Source organism: Streptomyces tirandamycinicus (assembly GCF_003097515.1).
Classification (GTDB): Bacteria; Actinomycetota; Actinomycetes; order Streptomycetales; family Streptomycetaceae; genus Streptomyces; species Streptomyces tirandamycinicus.
In genome coordinates this window covers 6,162,301-6,181,257 of sequence record NZ_CP029188.1, presented here as the reverse complement: position 1 = coordinate 6,181,257, position 18,957 = coordinate 6,162,301, and the positions used below count along the sequence as shown (strand labels likewise).

At 73.3% G+C, this 18,957-nt stretch carries 18 protein-coding genes; 11 read left to right on the top strand and 7 right to left on the bottom strand.

Annotated features, from left to right (window positions below):
• Positions 1–158: 158 nt before the first annotated feature.
• Positions 159–413 (top strand): hypothetical protein, encoded by a 255-nt coding sequence (locus tag DDW44_RS26970; protein ID WP_017944261.1) that lies wholly within the window; start codon positions 159–161, stop codon positions 411–413.
• Positions 414–836: 423 nt separating this feature from the next.
• On the opposite strand, the gene DDW44_RS26965 is transcribed toward DDW44_RS26970, so the two are convergent.
• Complete coding sequence (locus DDW44_RS26965) at positions 837–1,496, bottom strand: TetR/AcrR family transcriptional regulator (protein ID WP_108908074.1); 660 nt, start codon at positions 1,494–1,496, stop codon at positions 837–839.
• Positions 1,497–1,544: 48 nt separating this feature from the next.
• Here DDW44_RS26965 and DDW44_RS33255 point away from each other — a divergent pair, with 48 nt between their 5' ends.
• From DDW44_RS33255 to betT, 3 genes are all read left to right on the top strand, one after another.
• Positions 1,545–1,673: a hypothetical protein gene (locus DDW44_RS33255; protein ID WP_279634817.1), complete on the top strand. Its 129-nt coding sequence runs from the start codon at positions 1,545–1,547 to the stop codon at positions 1,671–1,673.
• 35 nt (positions 1,674–1,708) lie between these two features.
• The gene (locus DDW44_RS26960; RefSeq protein WP_108908073.1) at positions 1,709–2,398 is read left to right on the top strand and encodes a haloacid dehalogenase type II; all 690 of its coding nucleotides are present in this window, start codon (positions 1,709–1,711) and stop codon (positions 2,396–2,398) included.
• A gap of 544 nt (positions 2,399–2,942) precedes the next feature.
• Positions 2,943–5,078 carry a choline BCCT transporter BetT gene (gene betT / locus DDW44_RS26955; protein ID WP_108908072.1) on the top strand — a complete coding sequence of 712 codons (2,136 nt, stop codon included), beginning with the start codon at positions 2,943–2,945 and terminating at the stop codon, positions 5,076–5,078.
• A gap of 211 nt (positions 5,079–5,289) precedes the next feature.
• On the opposite strand, the gene DDW44_RS26950 is transcribed toward betT, so the two are convergent.
• From DDW44_RS26950 to DDW44_RS26940, 3 genes are all read right to left on the bottom strand, one after another.
• The gene (locus DDW44_RS26950) at positions 5,290–5,715 is read right to left on the bottom strand and encodes a YchJ family protein (RefSeq protein ID WP_108908071.1); all 426 of its coding nucleotides are present in this window, start codon (positions 5,713–5,715) and stop codon (positions 5,290–5,292) included.
• Positions 5,716–6,262: 547 nt separating this feature from the next.
• Positions 6,263–6,676, bottom strand: coding sequence for an RNHCP domain-containing protein (locus DDW44_RS26945; protein WP_108908070.1), 414 nt, complete (start codon positions 6,674–6,676; stop codon positions 6,263–6,265).
• 26 nt (positions 6,677–6,702) lie between these two features.
• Positions 6,703–7,074, bottom strand: coding sequence for an RNHCP domain-containing protein (locus DDW44_RS26940; RefSeq protein WP_108908069.1), 372 nt, complete (start codon positions 7,072–7,074; stop codon positions 6,703–6,705).
• Positions 7,075–7,653: 579 nt separating this feature from the next.
• On the opposite strand from DDW44_RS26940, the gene DDW44_RS26935 reads away from it, so the two are divergent.
• Both DDW44_RS26935 and DDW44_RS26930 read left to right on the top strand, forming a co-directional pair.
• Positions 7,654–8,982: a 6-phospho-beta-glucosidase gene (locus DDW44_RS26935; protein ID WP_108908068.1), complete on the top strand. Its 1,329-nt coding sequence runs from the start codon at positions 7,654–7,656 to the stop codon at positions 8,980–8,982.
• 10 nt (positions 8,983–8,992) lie between these two features.
• Positions 8,993–12,124 (top strand): alpha-mannosidase, encoded by a 3,132-nt coding sequence (locus DDW44_RS26930; RefSeq protein WP_108908067.1) that lies wholly within the window; start codon positions 8,993–8,995, stop codon positions 12,122–12,124.
• A 243-nt stretch (positions 12,125–12,367) separates the two neighbouring features.
• Here the strand turns inward: DDW44_RS26930 and DDW44_RS26925 are convergent, their stop codons facing one another.
• From DDW44_RS26925 to DDW44_RS26915, 3 genes are all read right to left on the bottom strand, one after another.
• Positions 12,368–13,177, bottom strand: a complete 810-nt coding sequence (locus tag DDW44_RS26925) for an SAM-dependent methyltransferase (protein WP_018888939.1) — start codon at positions 13,175–13,177, stop codon at positions 12,368–12,370.
• A gap of 125 nt (positions 13,178–13,302) precedes the next feature.
• A complete protein-coding gene (locus DDW44_RS26920; RefSeq protein WP_017944273.1) occupies positions 13,303–13,539 on the bottom strand; it encodes a DUF397 domain-containing protein in 237 nt (78 codons plus the stop codon).
• Complete coding sequence (locus tag DDW44_RS26915; RefSeq protein WP_108908066.1) at positions 13,540–14,400, bottom strand: helix-turn-helix domain-containing protein; 861 nt, start codon at positions 14,398–14,400, stop codon at positions 13,540–13,542.
• Positions 14,401–14,639: 239 nt separating this feature from the next.
• Here DDW44_RS26915 and DDW44_RS26910 point away from each other — a divergent pair, with 239 nt between their 5' ends.
• From DDW44_RS26910 to DDW44_RS26890, 5 genes are all read left to right on the top strand, one after another.
• Positions 14,640–15,104, top strand: a complete 465-nt coding sequence (locus DDW44_RS26910; RefSeq protein WP_244224119.1) for an ATP-binding protein — start codon at positions 14,640–14,642, stop codon at positions 15,102–15,104.
• A gap of 5 nt (positions 15,105–15,109) precedes the next feature.
• A complete protein-coding gene (locus tag DDW44_RS26905; RefSeq protein ID WP_017944276.1) occupies positions 15,110–15,514 on the top strand; it encodes a hypothetical protein in 405 nt (134 codons plus the stop codon).
• A 337-nt stretch (positions 15,515–15,851) separates the two neighbouring features.
• Positions 15,852–16,412: a nucleotide triphosphate diphosphatase NUDT15 gene (locus DDW44_RS26900; protein WP_017944277.1), complete on the top strand. Its 561-nt coding sequence runs from the start codon at positions 15,852–15,854 to the stop codon at positions 16,410–16,412.
• Positions 16,409–18,148, top strand: coding sequence for a sigma-70 family RNA polymerase sigma factor (locus DDW44_RS26895; RefSeq protein ID WP_108908064.1), 1,740 nt, complete (start codon positions 16,409–16,411; stop codon positions 18,146–18,148). The genes DDW44_RS26900 and DDW44_RS26895 overlap by 4 nt, the downstream gene beginning before the upstream one ends.
• Before the next feature lie 548 nt (positions 18,149–18,696).
• The gene (locus tag DDW44_RS26890) at positions 18,697–18,924 is read left to right on the top strand and encodes a hypothetical protein (protein WP_026164727.1); all 228 of its coding nucleotides are present in this window, start codon (positions 18,697–18,699) and stop codon (positions 18,922–18,924) included.
• Positions 18,925–18,957: the final 33 nt, after the last annotated feature.

Genomic DNA, 18,957 nt, shown 5'->3' with positions numbered 1-18,957 from the left:
CAACCCGCCTCCGTACAGGGAGACATCATCGGTCGCGACCGAACGGTTTCCGCACAGGGACCGCCCGGCTGACGAACCGTGAAGCGCATCAGGTACGTATAGAGGAGAACACCGCCCATGCCCGGCACCCCCGGAGCAACATCAGCAAAGGACTTCACGTGACCGCGTCCAACCTCGTCCCCGTCCCGATTCCCGACGGCGTGGCCGCCCTGATCGGGTCCTGCATGCCGCTCGGCGTGCTCGAGGCGGAGATCGACGCCGAGTGCGCGGCACGCGAGGCCATGCGGTTCAGGGCGCCGTTCTGCTCCGAGGACCGCGCGGACCGCGAGCACGCCCTGGCCGCACTGGCCCGGGCGAACAAGGTCCTCGCCGCCTACAACCCCGGCTTGGTGGTGCGTCCGGGCCGGCGCTAGCCGTACGGCGGGGCCGCGCACGGCGAGGTCACCCCTGCGCGCGGAAGGAAACAAAGGACCCGGCCCCGGATCCGTGGCGGAGGGGCAGACCCAGTCCCGAGGACCCAGTCCCGAGGACCCACTCCCGAGGACCCGGCCCCGCGCAGGCCGTCCGGCCCTGAGGCCGTACCCGCTGCCGTACCCGCTGCCGGCACCGCCACCGGCCCGGTGCGCGCCCCGCTTCCGCAGGGACGCGTCCCGCCAAGGGCGGGCACATCCGCCCCGGCCTTCCGGTGGATCACCGCCGGGTGATCCCGCACCCCGCGCCGCACTCCGGCCGAACGACCCCGCACACGCGCCTGCCTCGTCGCACTGCCCCTGCAACCTGCGCAGCACGGGGAACGACCCGTGCACGCGCTCCGGACCCACCGGGCTCCCGGCGGGTCAGAGCCCGTCGCCGCCGGGGGCGGCGGCCGGTGCCGCCGCCCACTGGCCGACCTGGCCTTCCAGCGCACCGAGCGTGGCGAGGGCCTCCTCCGTCGCGCCACTGCGCGCGGCCACCTGAACACCGAACAGAGCGGCCTGCACGATCCTCGCCCGCCCCAGGGTCTCCTGGGCCCCCGCGGGCGGGACCTCCCCCAAGGCGGCGGCCCGCGTGAGGGCTGAGGCGATGGCGTCACGGACGCGGTCGCGGTAGCGGTTCGCGTGCGCGGCGATCCGCTCGTCGCGCGAGGCCACCTCGGTGGCGGTGTTCACCATGAAGCAGCCCGGAGCGCCGGGCCGGGTCAGGCTGGTGCGCACGGACGCGAAGAAGAGACGGAGGTCCTCCAGGCCGGCCTCGCCGCACTCCAGCGGGGCGAGCAGGTCCTCGCGGTCGCGGTCGTAGCGGGCCAGCGACGCCTCCAGCACCCCGTGCTTGCTGCCGAACGCGGCATACAGGCTCGATGGGGCGAGCCCCGTGGCCTCCACCAGGTCCTCGACCGTCGTCGCCCCGTATCCCCGGGTCCACAACGCGTGCAGCGCCGCGGCGGTGGCCGCGTCCAGGTCGTACGAACGCGGCCTTCCCCGGCGCGGGGCCCGGCCCGGCTTCCGATCATCTTGCATTTCTGAAGCATATGCTCCAATAATCATTCAGGAGCATCCGCTCCAAAAATGAGATCCGTCGTGGCCCGCACGGAACGCCCGCTGTCCCTGCCCGCTCGCACCGAGACCGACCCGGATCCCGCCGTCGCCGCCGCGCCGGCCACGGCCAAGGCGCAGACCCGCGCCTGGGACGAGTGACCGGCGCCGACCCGCAACCGCGCGAAAGGAGACCCATGTCAGGGGACCGGCTGCCGCTGCTCGTCTTCGACGTGAACGAGACCCTCAGCGACATGACACCGCTGGGCCGGCGATTCGAGGACGTGGGGGTCGCCGCCGACCTGATGCCGCTGTGGTTCGCCGGCGTGCTCCGCGACGGGTTCGCCCTCACCGCGGCCGGTGCCTACGCGGACTTCGCGGACGTGGCCCGCGACGGCCTGCGCCGGCTGCTGGCATCGGCGGCACCGGCAGCGGAGCACACCGGCCCGGACGACCCGGCCGGCCATGTGCTGGCCGGGTTCTCCGAGCTGAACGTCCACCCCGATGTCGCGGACGGGGTGCGGGCACTGCGCGCCGCCGGGTACCGGCTGGTGACGATGACCAACGGCAACGCCGCCCTCACCGACGGCCTCCTGACCCGGGCCGGCGTGCGGGACTGCTTCGAAGCGCTGTGGGACGTCACCGGCCCCCGCCACTGGAAGCCGGACCCCCGCTCCTACGCCTACGTGACCCGGCAGGCCGGCGTCCGCCCCGCGGAAGCCATGCTGGTCGCCGTCCATCCGTGGGACATCGACGGGGCCCGGCGCGCAGGGCTGGCCGGAGCATGGCTGCGACGCGGTGTCGGCGCCGACGCCTACCCGCGCACCATGACCGCCCCCACGCTCACCGCGGAAGACCTCGGCGAACTGGCGCAGTTGCTCGGCTGAGCCTACGCGCCCGCGCGGCTCACCGCACCGGCAACCCGCACCGGCAACTCGTACTCGTCGGGGGCCGGGCAGCGCCTGCCGGGGACCGGAGAACGCCCGCCGGTCACCCGCCACCCTCGACGGCTTCATCAGCCGTACCTCCCAACGGGAGCTTCCGCAAGCGCAGTTGCGCGATGACCGCCCGGCCCGCGACCAGGGGCCCGCGCCGTGAGCACCGCCGTCCCCTGCGGACCGCGGCCCGGCCCGCCTCCCGCACCTCCGCCACTCCCCCGCCACTCCCCATCCGCACCTCCGCCACTCCGCTGTCCGCCCGTCGTCCACACCTGGCCACTCCCCCGGCGGCCACCGTGCGTCCGCGGTGCGCGCCCGAGCCGCGAGGCCGGTGCAACCGATGCACATCGCAAGCCGTGTCGATGCCGGGCGGGTGGGACCGGGAGCGGGAGCCTTGACCACAGGGTTTTGACCACAGGGTTGACCTGTCGCATTCGTACAGCCGCCGGACTCCGCGGAGCCGTCGGCCCGGTGGATCAGGGAGGGCTGGACCGTGGCGTCCAACGGAAAGGGCGGCGGCAACGCCGAAACCGAAGCGGACGGCGGGACGGGGCAGATCACCGCGTCCGAGGACATCCGGATCAAACCGGTCGTCTTCTTCGGCTCCGCCGGGCTGGTCCTCGCGATCTCGATCTGGGCGATCATCACCCCGAGCGGCGCCCAGGACGTCATCGGCGTGGTGGTCGGCTGGATCTCCACCGGTCTCGGCTGGTACTACTTCCTCGCCGCCACCCTGTACCTCGCCTTCGTGGTGTTCATCGGCGCCTCCCGCTACGGCAATCTCAAGCTGGGGCCGAAGCACTCCACGCCCGACTTCGGCCTGTTCGCCTGGGGGGCGATGCTCTTCGCCGCGGGCATCGGGATCGACCTGATGTTCTTCGCCGTCTCAGGGCCCGTCAGCCACTACCTCGCGCCCCCCGAAGGCAGAGGGCAGACCGTGGAGGCGGCCCGTCAGGCCGTCGTGTGGACACTGTTCCACTACGGCATCACCGGGTGGGCGATGTACGCGCTGATGGGCATGGCGCTGGGCTACTTCGCCTTCCGCTACCGTCTGCCGCTCGCCATCCGCTCGGCGCTCTACCCCATCATCGGCCGGCGCATCCACGGCCGGATCGGTGACGCCGTGGACCTCGCGGCCATCCTCGGCACCGTGTTCGGCATCTCGGTGTCACTCGGCATCGGGGTGGTGCAGCTGAACTTCGGCCTCGGCTTCCTCTTCGACGTACCCGAGGGCGTCGCCGCGCAGATCGGCCTGATCTTCGTCGCGGTGCTCATGGCCACGGTGTCCGCGGCGGCCGGCGTCGACCGCGGCATCCGCAGGCTCTCCGAGCTCAACGTCGTACTCGCCCTCGTACTGCTGCTCTACATGCTGATCGTCACCGGCCCCATCCAACTCCTCAACCAACTCATCCTCAACATCGGCGACTACGTCAGCCGCTTCCCCTCGATGACGCTGAACACCTTCGGCTACGAGCCGCCGACGGATTGGCTCAACGCCTGGACGCTCTTCTTCTGGGCGTGGTGGGTCGCGTGGGCGCCCTTCGTCGGGCTGTTCCTGGCGAGGATCTCCCGCGGCCGCTCGCTCCGGCAGTTCGTGCTGGCGACCCTGGTCATCCCGTTCGTGTTCACGCTGATCTTCCTCTCCGTCTTCGGCAACAGCGCGCTGCAGGTGATCCGCGGCGGCAACGTCCGGTTCGGCGAGACCGCCATGGAGTTCCCCGAGCAGGGCTTCTACGGGCTGCTCGCGCAGTATCCGGGGGCGGCGTTCAGCGCCGGGCTCGCCACCGTCGTCGGGCTGCTGCTCTACGTCACCTCGGCGGACTCCGGCGCACTGGTGATGGGCAACCTCTGCTCGCACCTGCCCACCCCCGTGAGCGACTCGGCTCCTTGGCTCCGGGTCTTCTGGGCCGCCGCCACGGGGCTGCTGACCCTGGCCATGCTCCTCGTCGGCGGCGTGGAGGCGCTCACCAGTGCGACGATCGTCATGGGGCTGCCGTTCTCGTTCGTGATGTTCCTCATCATCGCCGGCCTGTACAAGGCCCTCCGCCTGGAGCGGATGCGGGAGGACGCGCTGATCGCCGCCCTGCCCGGGTCGCTGTCGGGACGCACGATCCGCGGGCCGGTCGCCGAGCGGACCTGGCGGCGGCGGATCGCGAGGGCGATGTCGTTCCCCGGCCCGCGGGCCGCCACCCGGTTCGTGGACGAGGTGTGCCGGCCGGCGCTCGGGAAGGTGGCCGACGAACTGCGGGCTCAGGGTGCGCGGACATCCGTCACCGAGGAGACCGACGAGACGAGCGGCGTCCCCCGCCTGGCGCTGCAGGTCGGGATCGGCGACGGAGAGCAGTTCGTCTACGGGCTGGAGCCGGTGGAGACGCCCACCCCCCAGTTCGCGACGCGTTCGGTCCCCGCGCACGACACGTATCTGAGGTTCGAGGTGCGGCTCGCCGAAGGCAACCAGGGCTACGACGTGATGGGGTACACCGAGGAGCAGCTCATCGCCGACGTGCTCGACCAGTACGAGCGGCACTTCGAGTTCCTGCGGCTGCACCACGAGGCCACCGCCGGCTCGTCGCTGCCGGGCCACCGGCCGGACACCGCCGAAACGGGTCCGGACGAGCGCGAGGACTGAAGTCCAGCCGGCCGGCGCATGCGGGTGGGGGCGCTTGAGCCGGGGCGGGCCTCGCCCCGCGGGCTCCGCCCAGCCGGTGCGTGTCCCGCCGGTGCGTGTCCCGCCGGTGCGCCTGGCCGCCGCTCTCCGGGCCGCCGTACGGACGGCTCCCGCCGCGCCCCGCGCTGCCGCCCGGCCGTCGACGCGCCACCCGGGCGCGCAGCGGGGCCCGTCAATCCATGAAGGTGCCGTTCACGTACACCCAGGCGCCGTCGTGCCGCTCGAAGTGACTGCGCTCGTGCAGCTGGCCGGGCTCCCCGCCGAGGGTATAGCGGGCGACGAAGGTGACCGTGCCGGTGGAATGGAACATGCTGCCCTCGCTCGTGTCCCGGATCTCCAGGCCCGTCCAGCGCATCGCGGGATCGAAGTCCACACCGCCCGGCCGGTAGTCGGGGTGCCAGGTGCGCAGCAGGTAGCCCTCGTCGCCGACGACGAAGGCGCTGTAGCGGGACCGCATCAGCAGTTCGGCCGTGGGTGCGGCGGACCGACCGGTGTGGAACCTGCCGCAGCAGGCTCCGTAGGCGGCGGGCAGTCCGCAGGGACAGGGGGATCCCTCGGTGACGGAGGGCCGCGGAGGGCGGGGGGTACGTCGGGCCATGCATCCATTGTGTCGCGCCCGGTGCCGCACCAGGCGAGGGGCCGGCGCGGCACCTCCGGGGTGCGCGACCGACTTCAGGCTCTTCGTGCCGTCGCCCGACGGCGTTGCCGTGACGCCCCCGACCCCCGCACGGCCTTCCGGTGCCGGGAGCAGCACGTCCCGCGTCCCGCCCCTTCCCCTACCCGGGGACGGTTGCGGTTGCGGTTGCGGTGCGTTCGCCCGTGGCGCGGGCGCCGCCGATGCAGGCGCGGGTGGACGGGATGTGGGCGATGGCGCTCCCCTTCCCGCCCTCGGCGACGAGGGCGGGGGCGGGGCTCCTGTACGTGTCAGCCGCAGGGCGCCCGCGAGGTCGCCGCCCTCGGGAAGCCGAGGGTGGCGGTGATCACCTCGGGTACGCGATCGGTGCCGCGCGGGATTCCGGACCCGACCTCCACTGCCGGGCTGTTCCTCTTTCCGTGGTGGTGATGTCCGTGGGCGGGGGTCGTGGGCGGGGGTCGTGGGCGGGGACGGCTGCGGATGTGGTCCGCCGGGGTACGCCGCGGCCGGGTCACAGGGCGAACAGGGCGCGGCCGGCGTGCGTGGGATCGGCGAGTGGTCTGAGGGCGAGGCGGACCAGGGCGTAGGGGTTGTCGTCGCCGGCGATGCGGTTGGCGCTGAGCTCGCCGCAGGAGGCGCACTGGTGAATGATCATCCATTCGCCGTCGGGGCGGACGGACATGCCCAGCGCCTCCATCCGACCGCGGCAGTCAGCGTCGCGGTCGCCGGGGAGCTTCCGGTCGATATGCAGGCTGGCCAGGCAGTGGGGGCAGTGGTTTCGGTGCGCGGTGCCGGGTGCGTCCACCGGCACATCGAGCCGGCAGGACGCGCACCGGAAGTCGTTCGCCCGGTGCCCGCCCCGGGTGTGCAGGACGTCCTTGTGCCGCTGTGGACGGCGCCGCCGCCTTCGGTTGTTGCGTGACATGGCGATGCTCCTTCCCTGCCGGGCGATCAGAGGGTTCCGAACGCTTCGAGCGGGAAGGGCGGTTGGGCCAGCGGGCGGACCGCCATGCGCATCAGGATGAGCTGGTTGTCGTCGGCGCAGACCGGGTTCGAGGTGAGCTCGTCGCAGCGCACGCACCGGTGGATGACCATCCAGTCACCGGTGCGGAGCACGGCGATGGCGATGGGGGACATCCGGCCCTCGCAGTCGCTCGGACCGCCCTCGACGTGGTCGAGAACGTGCCGGGAGTGCAGGCAGGACGGGCAGTGGTTGCGTGGCGCGCCGTCGGCACTGTACGCGGATACGGTCAGCCCGCACCGGGCGCAGCTGAAGGTGCCGAGGCTGAGGATGTGGTTGTTGTTGGTGGTGTGGCTGGACACCCGGATGCTCCTTGCTGGGAAGTCGGTCGTGACAGCAAGAGCAGGCCGAGTGGCCTCGTCAGAATGCCCGAGAAAACCGCGGAGCGGCGGACGGGCAGGGCAGAGCACCGGAGGACGCGTCCGGCAGCCGCCCGCACGAGCGGGCAGCGAAAGGCAGCGGACGGTTACGCGGTGCGGCGAGGCGCACTCGGCGCGGGCCGGGACATGAACACCCTTTTCCAGGGCACACAGGCCCAGAACGAAGCAGAAGGACTCCTGGAGGCTAACAGGAGGCCTTCCGGGTACGTCAACGCATTATTCGACGCACCGCCCCGCTCCCGGGAACCCGTTTCCTGGGGCTCCCCGCGAGGCACCCACCGGACGCCCGCCGGAAACCCATGGTTTCCGATGGAATCCGACAGGATGGCCCGGGACGCGATACCGCCGGAACACCGCATGGTTCTCGCGCGGACGCCGCCGAGGTGACAGCGTTGTGGCAGGACGGAACCGGGCAAGACGGACCGGGAAGACCGGCGGGGGACGCCGGCGCTCCGCAGGCGCCCAGGGCGAGGAAGGTCGCGGGATGAGGAAGGTCGCGGGATGAGACTGGCGATTCTGGGCGGCGGAGGCTTCCGCGTACCGCTGGTGTACGGCGCGCTCCTCGGCGACCGCGACGAGGGCCGGGTCACCCGGGTCACCCTCCACGACGTCGACGGCTCCCGTCTGCGTGCCGTCGCCACCGTCCTCGCAGAGCAGGCCGCGGGAGTGCCGGACGCACCGGTCGTCGAGGCCACGACCGATCTCGACGAGGCGCTGCGCGGGGCCGACTTCGTGTTCTCCGCGATCCGGGTCGGGGGGCTGGAGGGGCGTGCCGCCGACGAGCGGGTGGCGCTCGCCGAGGGCGTGCTGGGGCAGGAGACGGTGGGGGCCGGCGGCATCGCCTACGGCCTGCGGACCGTGCCGGTCGCCACGGACATCGCCCGCAGGGTCGCCGCGCTCGCGCCCGACGCGTGGGTCATCAACTTCACCAATCCCGCGGGGCTCGTCACCGAGGCGATGTCCCGGGTGCTCGGTGACCGGGTCGTCGGGATCTGCGACTCACCGGTGGGGCTGGGGCGGCGGGTCGCGCGGGCGCTCGGCGCCGACCCCGCCCGGGTGTGGATGGACTACGTGGGCCTCAACCACCTGGGCTGGCTCCGCGGGGTGCGGGTGAGGGGGCGGGACGAGCTGCCCCGGCTCCTCGCCGACCGGGAGGCGCTCGGCTCCCTGGAGGAGGGCAGGCTGTTCGGCGCGGACTGGCTGCGCTCGCTCGGCGCGATCCCCAACGAGTATCTGCACTACTACTACTTCAACCGCGAGACCGTGCGGGCGTACCGGCGGGCGGAACGCACCCGCGGGGCGTTCCTCCGCGACCAGCAGGCCGGCTTCTACGCGGAGCCCTCCCTCCGGCGCTGGCGGTCCGCGCTCGCCGAGCGCGAGGCCACCTACATGGCCGGCAGCCGGGAGGCGTCGGGTGCGGGTGAACGGGCGGGTACGGACCTGGAGTCGGGCGGGTACGAGAAGGTGGCGCTGGCCCTGATGCGCGCCGTCGCCCGCGACGAGCGCACCACGCTGATCCTCAACGTCCGCAACGGTACGGCGCTCTCCGTGCTCGACGCCGACGCCGTGATCGAGGTGCCGTGCCTGGTGGACGCGAGCGGCGCCCACCCGTACGCCGTCGACCCGCTGCCGGGCCACGCCACCGGTCTGGTCACCGCGGTGAAGGCCGTCGAGCGGGAGGTCATGACGGCCGCGGAGAGCGGGTCGCGCGCCGCCGCCGTGCGGGCCTTCGCCCTGCACCCGCTGGTCGACTCCGTCACCGTGGCCCGCCGCCTGCTGGACGGGTACACCGCCGTACACCCCGGTCTCGCCCACCTCAACCGGAAGTAGGTGCTCTCGGATGCACGACGAACGGCGCAGGATCGAGCAGCGCGTCGCACGGGTACTGGAGCAGCGCGTCCGGCCCGTGATCCACCCGGAGTCCGTGCCGCTGACCGTGGCGGCCTGGCAGGTGCCCGACGAGCCGGTGCCGTTCGAGGAGGCCCGGGAGGCCGCGTACGAGCCGTTCGCCACGGGCACCGCGTGGGGTCCGCCGTGGGGCACCACCTGGTTCCGGGTGGCCGGCGAGGTGCCCGCGGCCTGGGCGGGCAGGCGCGTGGAGGCGTGGTTCGACCTGGGGTTCACCGGCGGCTGGCCGGGGAACCAGGCCGAGGCGCTGGTCCACCTGCCGGACGGCACTCCCGTGAAGGCCGTCAACCCGCAGAACCAGTACGTGCCGATCGCCTCCCCCGCGGCGGGTGGCGAGCGGGTCGCCTTCCTGATCGAGGCCGCCTCCAACCCCGACATCCTCAAGGACCACTTCCGCTCCCCGACGCCGATGGGCGACAAGCGCACCGCGGGCAGTGCGCCGCTCTACACCTTCGCCCGGGCCGATCTCACCGTGCTCGACGAGGACGTCTGGCATCTGTCGCTCGACCTGCAGGTGCTGCAGGAGCTGATGCTGGAACTCGGCGAGCACGAGCCGCGCCGGCACGAGATCATGTACACCCTGGAACGGGCGCTGGACGTGCTCGACCTCGACGACGTGCCGGGGACGGCGGCCGGTGCCCGGGGTGTCCTCGCCGAGGCCCTCGCCCGGCCCGCCCACGCCAGCGCGCACACCCTGTCCGCGGTCGGGCACGCCCATATCGACACCGCCTGGCTGTGGCCGATCCGGGAGACCGAGCGCAAGGCGGCCCGCACGTTCGCCAATGTGCTCTCGCTGGCCGGGGAGTACCCCGAGCTCGTCTTCGCCTGCTCGCAGGCCCAGCAGTACGCGTGGGTGCGGGACAACCGCCCGCAGGTGTGGGCCGGGATCAAGGAGGCGGTGGCGCACGGGCAGTGGGCTCCCGTCGGGGGCATGTGGGTGGAGGCGGACGGCAACCTCCCGGGCGGCGAGGCGCTGGCCCGGCAGCTGGTGCACGGAAAGCGCTTCTTCCTCGACGAGTTCGGCATCGAGACGCACGGGGTGTGGCTTCCGGACTCCTTCGGCTACACGGCGGCCTACCCGCAGATCGCGAAGCTCGCCGGGATGAGCTGGTTCCTGACCCAGAAGCTGTCCTGGAACCAGACCAACAGGCTGCCCCACCACACGTTCTGGTGGGAGGGCATCGACGGATCGCGGATCTTCACCCACTTCCCGCCCGTCGACACCTACAACGCCGTCCTCTCCGGGCGCGAGGTGGCGCACGCGGTGCGCAACTACGCGGACAAGGGGCTCGGCACCCGGTCGCTGGCGCCGTTCGGGCACGGCGACGGCGGCGGCGGGCCCACCCGGGAGATGCTGGAGCGGGCCCGCCGGCTGGCCGACCTGGAGGGTTCGGCGAAGGTGGTCGTCGAGCACCCGGACGCCTTCTTCGAGGCGGCGCGGGAGGAGTACGCGGGCCGCGCGGACGCCCCGGTGTGGTCGGGTGAGCTGTACCTGGAGCTGCACCGCGCCACCTACACCTCGCAGGCCCGCACCAAGCAGGGCAACCGGCGCAGCGAACACGCCCTGCGGGAGGCCGAGTTGTGGGCGACGGCGGCAGCCCTGCACGTGCCCGGGTACGCCTACCCGCACGGGGAGCTGGACCGGTTGTGGAAGACGGTGCTGCTGCACCAGTTCCACGACATCCTGCCGGGTTCGTCGATCACCTGGGTCCACCGGGAGGCCGAGGCGGAGTACGCCCGGGTCACGAAGGAGCTGGAGGCGCTCACCGCGCAGGCCCTGGAGGCGGTGAGCGGGGCGGGGCGGGTCGAGCCGTGGGTCTACAACGCGGGCCCCCGGGACCGGGCCGAGGTGGTACGGGTGCCGCCGCTGCTGGCCGACGTGCTCGACCCGGGGCTGCCGAGGCTCTCCGACGGCTCGGCGCCCGTCGCCGTGGAGGTCCCGGCCTGCGGCTCGGCCCGGGTCGTGCCGCAGGCTCCGGCCCAACCGCCGGTCAGGGTGACCAACCGGGCGCTGGACAACGGGCTCGTACGGGTCGAGCTGGCCGACGACGGCACCTTCGGCTCCGTACGGGACCTGGTCGCCGGCCGCGAGGTGCTGGCGCCCGGCGGCAAGGGCAATCTGCTGCGGCTGCACGGCGATCTGCCGAACCACTGGGACGCCTGGGACCTCGACCGGCACTACCTGCACCGGTACACCGACCTGCTGGAGGGGGCGACCATCAGGATCGCCGACGACAGCCCGCTGCTCGGCGCGCTGCGCGTGGAGCGGACCTTCGGCCGGGGCTCGCGGATCGTGCAGACGGTCACGGTGCGCTGCGGCAGCCGCCGCGTCGACGTCGTCACCGAGATCGACTGGCATGAGACGGAGAAGATCCTGAAGGCCGCGTTCCCGGTCGACGTGCATGCCGAGCGCTCCACCGCCGAGATCCAGTTCGGCCACGTCCACCGGCCCACCCACACCAACACCAGCTGGGAGGCCGCGCGTTTCGAGGTCTACGGGCACCGCTGGGTGCACGTCGGCGAGAACGGCTACGGCGTCGCGATCCTCAACGACTCGTCGTACGGGCACGACGTTTCCCGTACGACGCGCGCGGAGGACGGCGGCACGACGACGACCGTCCGGCTGAGCCTGGTCCGCGCCCCCCGCATCCCCGACCCCCGGGCGGACCAGGGCCCGCACCGCTTCACCTACGCGCTGCTGCCCGGCGCGACGGTGGAGGACGCCGTCGCGGAGGGATACGCGCTGAACCTGCCGCTGCGCATCGGCCCGGGCGGCGCCGGAGTGCCGCCGGTGGTGACGACGGACGGCCCCGCCGCCGTGGTGGAGGCGGTGAAGCTCGCCGACGACGGTTCGGGCGACGTCGTCGTCCGGCTCTACGAGTCGCTCGGCGGCCGCACGGCGACGGTGCTGCGTCCGGGCTTCCCGGCGGCCGGCGCGGTACTGGCGGACCTGCTGGAGCGGCCCCTGGAGGGTCCGCCTCTGGTGGTGGAGGACGGCGGAGTACCGCTGGCGCTGCGGCCGTTCCAGATCGTGACGGTGCGGCTGAGGCGCGGAGGCGGCTGAGACGGGGGTGGGAGACGGCGGCGTCCGCGGCCGCGTCGCCGGAGCCCGCCCGGCCCGGGCGCGCCGTACCGGGCGGTCCTCGGAGCGCGGGGCGGGACGCGAGGGGCGACCGGGGCGGGGTGATGCTCCGCCGCCCCGCCGACCCCGTTGCCCCTCCGGCCGCCCCGCCCACATCACCCCTGCCGTCGCGCCGTCCCGCCGTCCGCCGCCGGACGGCAGGCGAGACCTCCGTGGCGGGAGCGGCTAGCGCACGCGCGCGAGGCCCGCGTAGCCGGGGATGGGGTCGTCGCCCGTGACGGCGACGGCCTCACCGAGTTCGGGGTGCCATTCGGCGGTCAGCGACACCCCGGGGTCGACGAGGTCGAGGCCGTCGAAGAACCGGGTGAACTCGTCGCGGGAGCGGGGGCGCAGGGTGAGCCCCCGTTCCCTGTACATCGCGCGGGCCAGGGCGGCCTTCTCGGGGTCGAAGTCGCCGGTGGTGTGGGACAGCACGAGGTAGCTGCCGGGGGCGAGCCGCCCCACGAGCCGGTTCACCAGCTCGTAGGCGCCGTCCTCGTCGTCCACGAAGTGCAGCAGCGCGAGCAGCGACAGGGCGACGGGGCGGTCGAAGTCGAGGACCTTGCCGGCCGCCTCGATGATGGCCGCGGGGCGGCGGGCGTCGGCCTGGATGTACTCGGTCGCGCCCTCGGGGGTGCTGCGCAGCAGGGCTTCCGCGTGGGCGAGGACGATCGGGTCGTTGTCGCAGTAGACGACACGGGAGTCGGGCGCGACCTGCTGGGCTATCTGGTGCAGGTTGGGCTCCGTGGGGATGCCGGTGCCGATGTCGAGGTACTGGCGGATGCCGTTGCCGCCGAGCCAGCGGGTGGCGCGGTGCATGAAGGCGCGGTTGACCCGGGCCATGTCGCGGCCGCGGGCGTCGAGTTGGAGGAGCTGCTTGGCCATCTCCTCGTCGACCGGGTAGTTGTCCTTGCCGCCGAGGAACCAGTCGTACATCCGGGCCGGGTGCGGCTTGCTGGTGTCGATGTGTACGGCGGCGGGGTCCTGCCCGGTCATCTGGCGCCTCCTGAGGTCGGGGGGTGGGCGGTGTGCGGCGGAACCGCACGTACGGCGGCGGTCGCCGATCGGGGGTCGGGCCGGTCGAGCCCGCCCCCGGCCGTCGGGGGTCGGTGGCCGGCCGTTCACGTCAGGAGGAAGTCTGCCTGACCGGCCTTGGCTCCCTGGATGAAAGCGGCGATCTCACCGTGCGTGTAGATGAGCGCGGGGCCGTCGGGATCGGCGGACTGGCGCACGGCGACCCTGCCGTCGGCCAGCTTCATGGCCTCGATGCAGTTGCCGCCGTTGCCGCCGCTCCACGGCTTGTGCCAGCCCTCCGAGCCGAGCTCCCGGGCGGGCATGCCGTTGTAGATGCGGTCCATTCACAGCTCCTTGCGGACGCTCCTGAGGAGGTCCTTCGTGCGTTGTGCGGTGGCGGCATGGGCCGCCATGCGGTCCATGACCTCCAGATGCGAGGCCACCTCGGGGCGGGCGTCGAGGTAGACCGCGCCGGTGAGGTACTCGCTGTAGACCATGTCCGGCAGTTCGGGCACGGCGAAGCGGAAGAGGACGAACGGGCCGTAGGTGCCGGCGTGCGGTCCGGTCGCGAACTCCGCGACCTGGAGGGTGACGTTGGGCCGCTCGGCGGCCTGGAGGAGCCGGTCGAGCTGGGCCCGCATCACCTTCGAACCGCCCACCGGGCGGCGGATCACCGTCTCGTCCATGATCACCCAGAATCGGGGTGCGTCGGACCGGCTGAGCAGCCCCTGGCGTTCCATGCGCAGCGCCACGTGCCGCTCGATGTCCTCGGCGCTGGTGGCGCCGAGGGCCCCGCTGCGCATGACGGCGCGGGCGTAGTCCTCGGTCTGGAGAAGGCCGGGGACGAAGTGCGGTTCGTACGCGCGGATGAGGGCGGCCGCTCCCTCCAGGCTGACGTACATGCTGAACCAGCCGGGGAGGACGTCGTGGAAACGCTGCCACCAGCCGGGCCGGTTGGCGTCCTCGGCGAGCCGTACGAAGCCCTCGGCCTCCTCCTCGGGGACGCCGTAGGCCCTCAGGAGCAGCTGGACGTAGGGGATTTTGAGGGCGACCTCCGCCGTCTCCATCCGGCGGACGGTCGCGGGGGCCACATGGAGCACCCTGGCGGCCTCTTCGCGTCGCAGGCCGGCCCGCTCCCGCAGATCCTGCAGTCGCCTGCCCAGTACGACCTGCCCCACGGTGGGGGCGGACCGCGGCTCGCTCACTACCGACCTCCCCGGCGCCCTGTTCTGTATGTGCCCGCCCCGACGCCGTGATCCGGTGTCACGCCGAGTGTGCCATGCCACTGTCTCCCAGAACTCGACACTCTGCAATTTCCAGAGTGCCCCTTGCCAAGTGTCGGGTTCGAGGGGAGAGTGACTCGGTGAACCAGTTCACGAGGCTGCCGCGCCGTGCCCGGGAAGAGGCATGTACGGCACTGCTTCCCCACCGTTAAGGATTGGTCGTGGCTCCTGGCAACACGCTCAGGCCCGTACTCGCGGTGCCGCGCCGGCCGGATTCCCCGGTGCCGGCGATCCGCCGCTTCGGGTTCGAGCTCCCGGGCCGCGCCGACTCGGTCGGGCGCGCCCGGCACCTGATCCAGGACCGCATGACACGCTGGGGCATCGACGAGAGCCACTTCGACACGATGACGCTCGTCGCCTCCGAACTGTTCACCAACGCCGTGGTGCACACCGCGAGCCGGCGCGTCCTGTGCGAACTGCACGACGTGCCGGGCCAGTTGCGGATAGCGGTGCAGGACGAGGGCTGCCCGCCGGGCGAACCGCGGCTGCGCCGGGTCTCCGCCGAGGAGGGCGGCCGCGGGCTGCTGCTGGTGGACGCGGTCAGCAGCGCCTGGGGCGCGCACGACGCGCACCCCGGGCCCGGCCGCGTCGTCTGGGCCGAGTTGGCACTGGGGCGGCAGTGCTGAGGTCGATGGCCGGCCTGCTCTCCCGCGTACGCGACGAGACCCGCGGACAGTCCCGCCTCGACGTCCCGCCGGAACTGCCGGCCACCCTCGGCCACGACGCCGTCGGCCTGCCCGCCCGGCACGGCAGGCGGCTGCTGTCCCGCCTCCCGCACACGGGCTGTGTCTACGCGGACACGGACTGGATGTGGTGGATCGTCCCGGCGGGCTCCGACCAGGACCTGGAATGGCCGCTGCCCGCGTACTACTCGCGCGGGGCGTATGTGCCGGCCGCGGGCGCCCGGCTGATCCACTGGCCGGAGGACTCCAGCCCGTACACCCCGCCCATCCCGCTGTACCTCATGGTCTGCCAGATCACCGGCGTGGCGCCCGCGTGGGCACGCTGCGGAGCCAGAAGCACCCAGGGCGTCTGAGCCCCTCCCGGGCGCGACCCCGCGCCGAGCGGAGGCCCCTGGAATCCGCCGCCGTACCCGGGGCCTCCGCGCCCCGCGCCCCGGGCCTCCCGTGCCCCGGACCGCCGCACCCGGGCCTCCGTGCCCCGCGAGCCCTCCCACGGACGGCTCCCGCGGTCCCTCCCGTAGCCCTCCCTCGGTCGGCCCCCGGGGCTCCCGCCGCGGCGGCGGCCCCGGGCGGCGGGGCACGGCCCGGCGCGGGCCGCACGCACGGCGCCCGTCCGGCGCCCCGCACCGCCACCGGCGCCCCGCAGCGGCGCCGCCACGGGCGGGATTCGCAACCTCGTACGATCCCCGCATGACGACCCACTCCCCCGCCCCCGGCGAGCGGCCGGCACGCGCGTTCCCCGCACCCAACGGCCTGACCGGCGTCGGCATGATCGTCCTCGAGCCCGGTGGACGCGTCCTGCTCGGCCTGGACCACAGCGGGCGCTGGGAGCTGCCCGGTGGCAAGGTCGACCCCGGGGAGAGTTTCGAGCGGGCGGGCGCCAGGGAGCTGGCCGAGGAGACGGGGCTGCGGGTCCGCGAGGAGGACGTGACCGTCGTCGCCGTGGTCGTGGACGGCAAGCGCGGACTGACCCGGATCTCGGCGGCCGCCCTGGTGACGGGGGTGGCGGGCGAACCGGAGGTCACCGAGCCGGACAAGATCGTGCGCTGGGAGTGGCACGAGCCGGCCCGCATTCCGGGCGAACTGTTCGAACCCTCCGCCGCGGTCCTGCGCGCCTGGCGTGCGGATCTAACACTCCCGGCTGTTTCTGCGTACTCCTATCCGATTTCCGTTATCGGGGCGGAGGCAGCACGTCTCCCAACTGTCGGGGGAGACACGCCACAGCGCAGGAAGAGAGTGGACACAGCGTGAGCAGCGAACGCGAAGCCGCGGTGATCATGGCGGCGCAGGCCGGTGACCAGCACGCCCAGGACCGGCTCGTGGCCGAGTACCTTCCGCTGGTCTACAACATCGTCGGCCGCGCCATGAACGGGCACGCGGACGTGGACGACGTGGTGCAGGAGACCATGCTCCGCGTCCTCGGCGGCCTGGACGGACTGCGCAGCCCGGACAGCTTCCGCAGCTGGCTGGTCGCCATCACCATGAACCAGATACGCGGCCACTGGCGTGAGCGCCGCACGGGCGCGATACCCGGCGCCGGCGGGCTGGAGGAGGCGTACGACGTCGTCGACCCCGGCGCGGACTTCGTGGACCTGACCATCACCCGCCTCGGCCTCTCCGGTCAGCGCAGGGAGACCGCCGAGGCGACGCGCTGGCTGGACGAGGACGACCGCGCTCTGCTGTCGCTGTGGTGGCTGGAGGCCGCCGGGGAGCTGTCCCGCGAGGAGGTCGCCGCCGCGCTGGAGCTGTCCCCACAGCACACCGCGGTACGGGTGCAGCGGATGAAGGCCCAGCTGGAGACGGCCCGCGTGGTGGTCCGCGCGCTGGCCGCGGAGCCCCGGTGCGTGCTGCTGGAGCCGATCGTCGCGAGCTGGGACGCTCTGCCCTCCGCCCTGTGGCGCAAGCGGATCGCCCGGCACGCCCGGGGCTGCACGGTCTGTGCGGGGCACTGGTCGGGGCTGGTGCCCGCCGAGGGGCTGCTCGTGGGCCTCGCCCTGGTGCCGGTGGCCGCGTCGGCGGCGGCCTTCGCCCCGCACACCCTGCACATGACGGACACGGCGGCCACCGCGGCCACGGCGTCGTTCGGCAGCGCGGCGCACCCGGGCGGCGCTCCGGCAGACGGTCACGCCCAGGGCGCCCCGTACGCCTCCCATGCCCCCGGCGCGGGCGGCGCCGGGGCCGGGGGCCGGTCGGGGGATCCGGCCGGCTCCGGCGAGGCGGCGGGCGCCGGTTCGGCCCGTACCCAGGCCCGACTGGACCGAGCCCGGCGGCGGCGCCGCACCACGGCCGTGGCCGCCGCGGTCGCCGCACTGGTCGTCGCGGGCGGCACGGCCCATCTCCTGCTCGGCCCCGACGAGTCCGAGGAGCCGGCCTCCACCGTGGCCGCCCCGGCCGCCACCGAGCGGCCGACGCCCTCGCCGTCCACCACGGCCTCCGCCTCCCCGTCGCCCTCCGCCTCCGCCTCTGGCTCCGTCTCGGCCTCACCCAGCCCGAGCGTGAGCGCGAGCCCCAGCAGCACGGTGAAGCCGAAGCCCAAGCCGAGCACGGCGAAGCCCCGGCCGACGCCCACCCGCGAGGCGCCGGCCCCGGAGCCCGAGCTGCCGAGCGGGGACGCCGAGCAGGTCGTCGCCCTGGTCAACGCCGAGCGCGCCAAGGCCGGATGCGGGCCGGTACGCAGCAACGACAAGCTCGAGACCGCCGCACGGCGCCACTCCGAGGACATGGCGGCCCGCGGCTACTTCGACCACACCAGCCCGGACGGCACCGATCCCGGAGACCGCATCACCGCCGCCGGCTACCAGTGGAGCACCTACGGGGAGAACATCGCGCGGGGTCAGCAGAGCCCGTCGTCGGTGATGACCTCGTGGATGAACAGCCCGGGCCACCGGGCCAACATCCTCAACTGCTCGTTCAAGGAGCTGGGCGTCGGCATCCACGACGGCTCCGGCGGGCCCTGGTGGACGCAGGCGTTCGGCACCTCCCGCTGACAGCCGCGTGGGCCGCCCCCGGGGGCGGCCCACCCGTCCGCCGGACCCGTGCGGGCCCGTGCGGGCCCGTGGCCGCCGGCCGGCCGCGGTGCCCGGCCCGGCCGCCGCCCATGCCCCTGCCCGCCGCCCGGAACCGAGTCTTCCGAAAATCTGCACACCGAACACGCGGCCGGTGCAACGCCATTGCCGCTCCCCGCTCCGTCCGGCCGGTACCGGTGGCAGGCTGATCCATTGGGACCGGAGTGTCCGATTCCGCGACGGACCGTCATCCGGAACGGACGGAGTCGAGCCGGTGGAACATGTGAAGAAGTCGCCACCACCTCGTGGACGCGCCTGCACGTCACGTTAATGGCCCGGCGGATCGGGCCCCGGCCCGGCGCCGGGGGATTGGCTGTCGGGTCCGCAGCCGTGCTTTGATCCTGCGCACTGCGGGAGTTGCACTCGGTTTCCGGTTTCGGAGGCCCGCACGCCCGCCGACGCGGCCGGTACGTAATCCGGCGGGGCCGGCCGTGGCCCTGAGAAACATCCACATGAAGGGAAGCTTCCTCATGAACTTCACCCCCCAGGTCGAGACCGCTGAGATCTCGGACGCCGACCTCGACAACGTCTCCGGTGGTCTGCACAGCGCCGTCGCCTCGGCCGCGGTCGCCGGCCTGACCTCCACCGTCGACTCCGTCGCCCCGGTCTCCGAGGTCGCCGGTGGCGGTCTCGCCGCCGTCGAGTCGTTCGCGGGTCTCAACTCCGCCGCCCTCACGGGCTACGCCGCCTCCCTCTGAGCCGGCAACGCGTGAGCCCCGGAACGGTCAAGG

What these genes read in the sequence shown, in the direction of transcription:
- DDW44_RS26890 (WP_026164727.1), top strand. Translation starts at nt 18,697, where the DNA reads ATGAACTTCACCCCCCAGGTCGAGACCGCTGAGATCTCGGACGCCGAC.
- DDW44_RS26960 (WP_108908073.1), top strand. Translation starts at nt 1,709, where the DNA reads ATGTCAGGGGACCGGCTGCCGCTGCTCGTCTTCGACGTGAACGAGACC.
- DDW44_RS26920 (WP_017944273.1), bottom strand. Translation starts at nt 13,539, where the DNA reads ATGGACCGCATCTACAACGGCATGCCCGCCCGGGAGCTCGGCTCGGAG.
- DDW44_RS33255 (WP_279634817.1), top strand. Translation starts at nt 1,545, where the DNA reads ATGAGATCCGTCGTGGCCCGCACGGAACGCCCGCTGTCCCTGCCCGCT.
- DDW44_RS26925 (WP_018888939.1), bottom strand. Translation starts at nt 13,177, where the DNA reads ATGACCGGGCAGGACCCCGCCGCCGTACACATCGACACCAGCAAGCCG.
- DDW44_RS26905 (WP_017944276.1), top strand. Translation starts at nt 15,110, where the DNA reads ATGGCCGGCCTGCTCTCCCGCGTACGCGACGAGACCCGCGGACAGTCC.
- DDW44_RS26930 (WP_108908067.1), top strand. Translation starts at nt 8,993, where the DNA reads ATGCACGACGAACGGCGCAGGATCGAGCAGCGCGTCGCACGGGTACTG.
- DDW44_RS26950 (WP_108908071.1), bottom strand. Translation starts at nt 5,715, where the DNA reads ATGGCCCGACGTACCCCCCGCCCTCCGCGGCCCTCCGTCACCGAGGGA.
- DDW44_RS26935 (WP_108908068.1), top strand. Translation starts at nt 7,654, where the DNA reads ATGAGACTGGCGATTCTGGGCGGCGGAGGCTTCCGCGTACCGCTGGTG.
- DDW44_RS26945 (WP_108908070.1), bottom strand. Translation starts at nt 6,676, where the DNA reads ATGTCACGCAACAACCGAAGGCGGCGGCGCCGTCCACAGCGGCACAAG.
- DDW44_RS26965 (WP_108908074.1), bottom strand. Translation starts at nt 1,496, where the DNA reads ATGCAAGATGATCGGAAGCCGGGCCGGGCCCCGCGCCGGGGAAGGCCG.
- DDW44_RS26900 (WP_017944277.1), top strand. Translation starts at nt 15,852, where the DNA reads ATGACGACCCACTCCCCCGCCCCCGGCGAGCGGCCGGCACGCGCGTTC.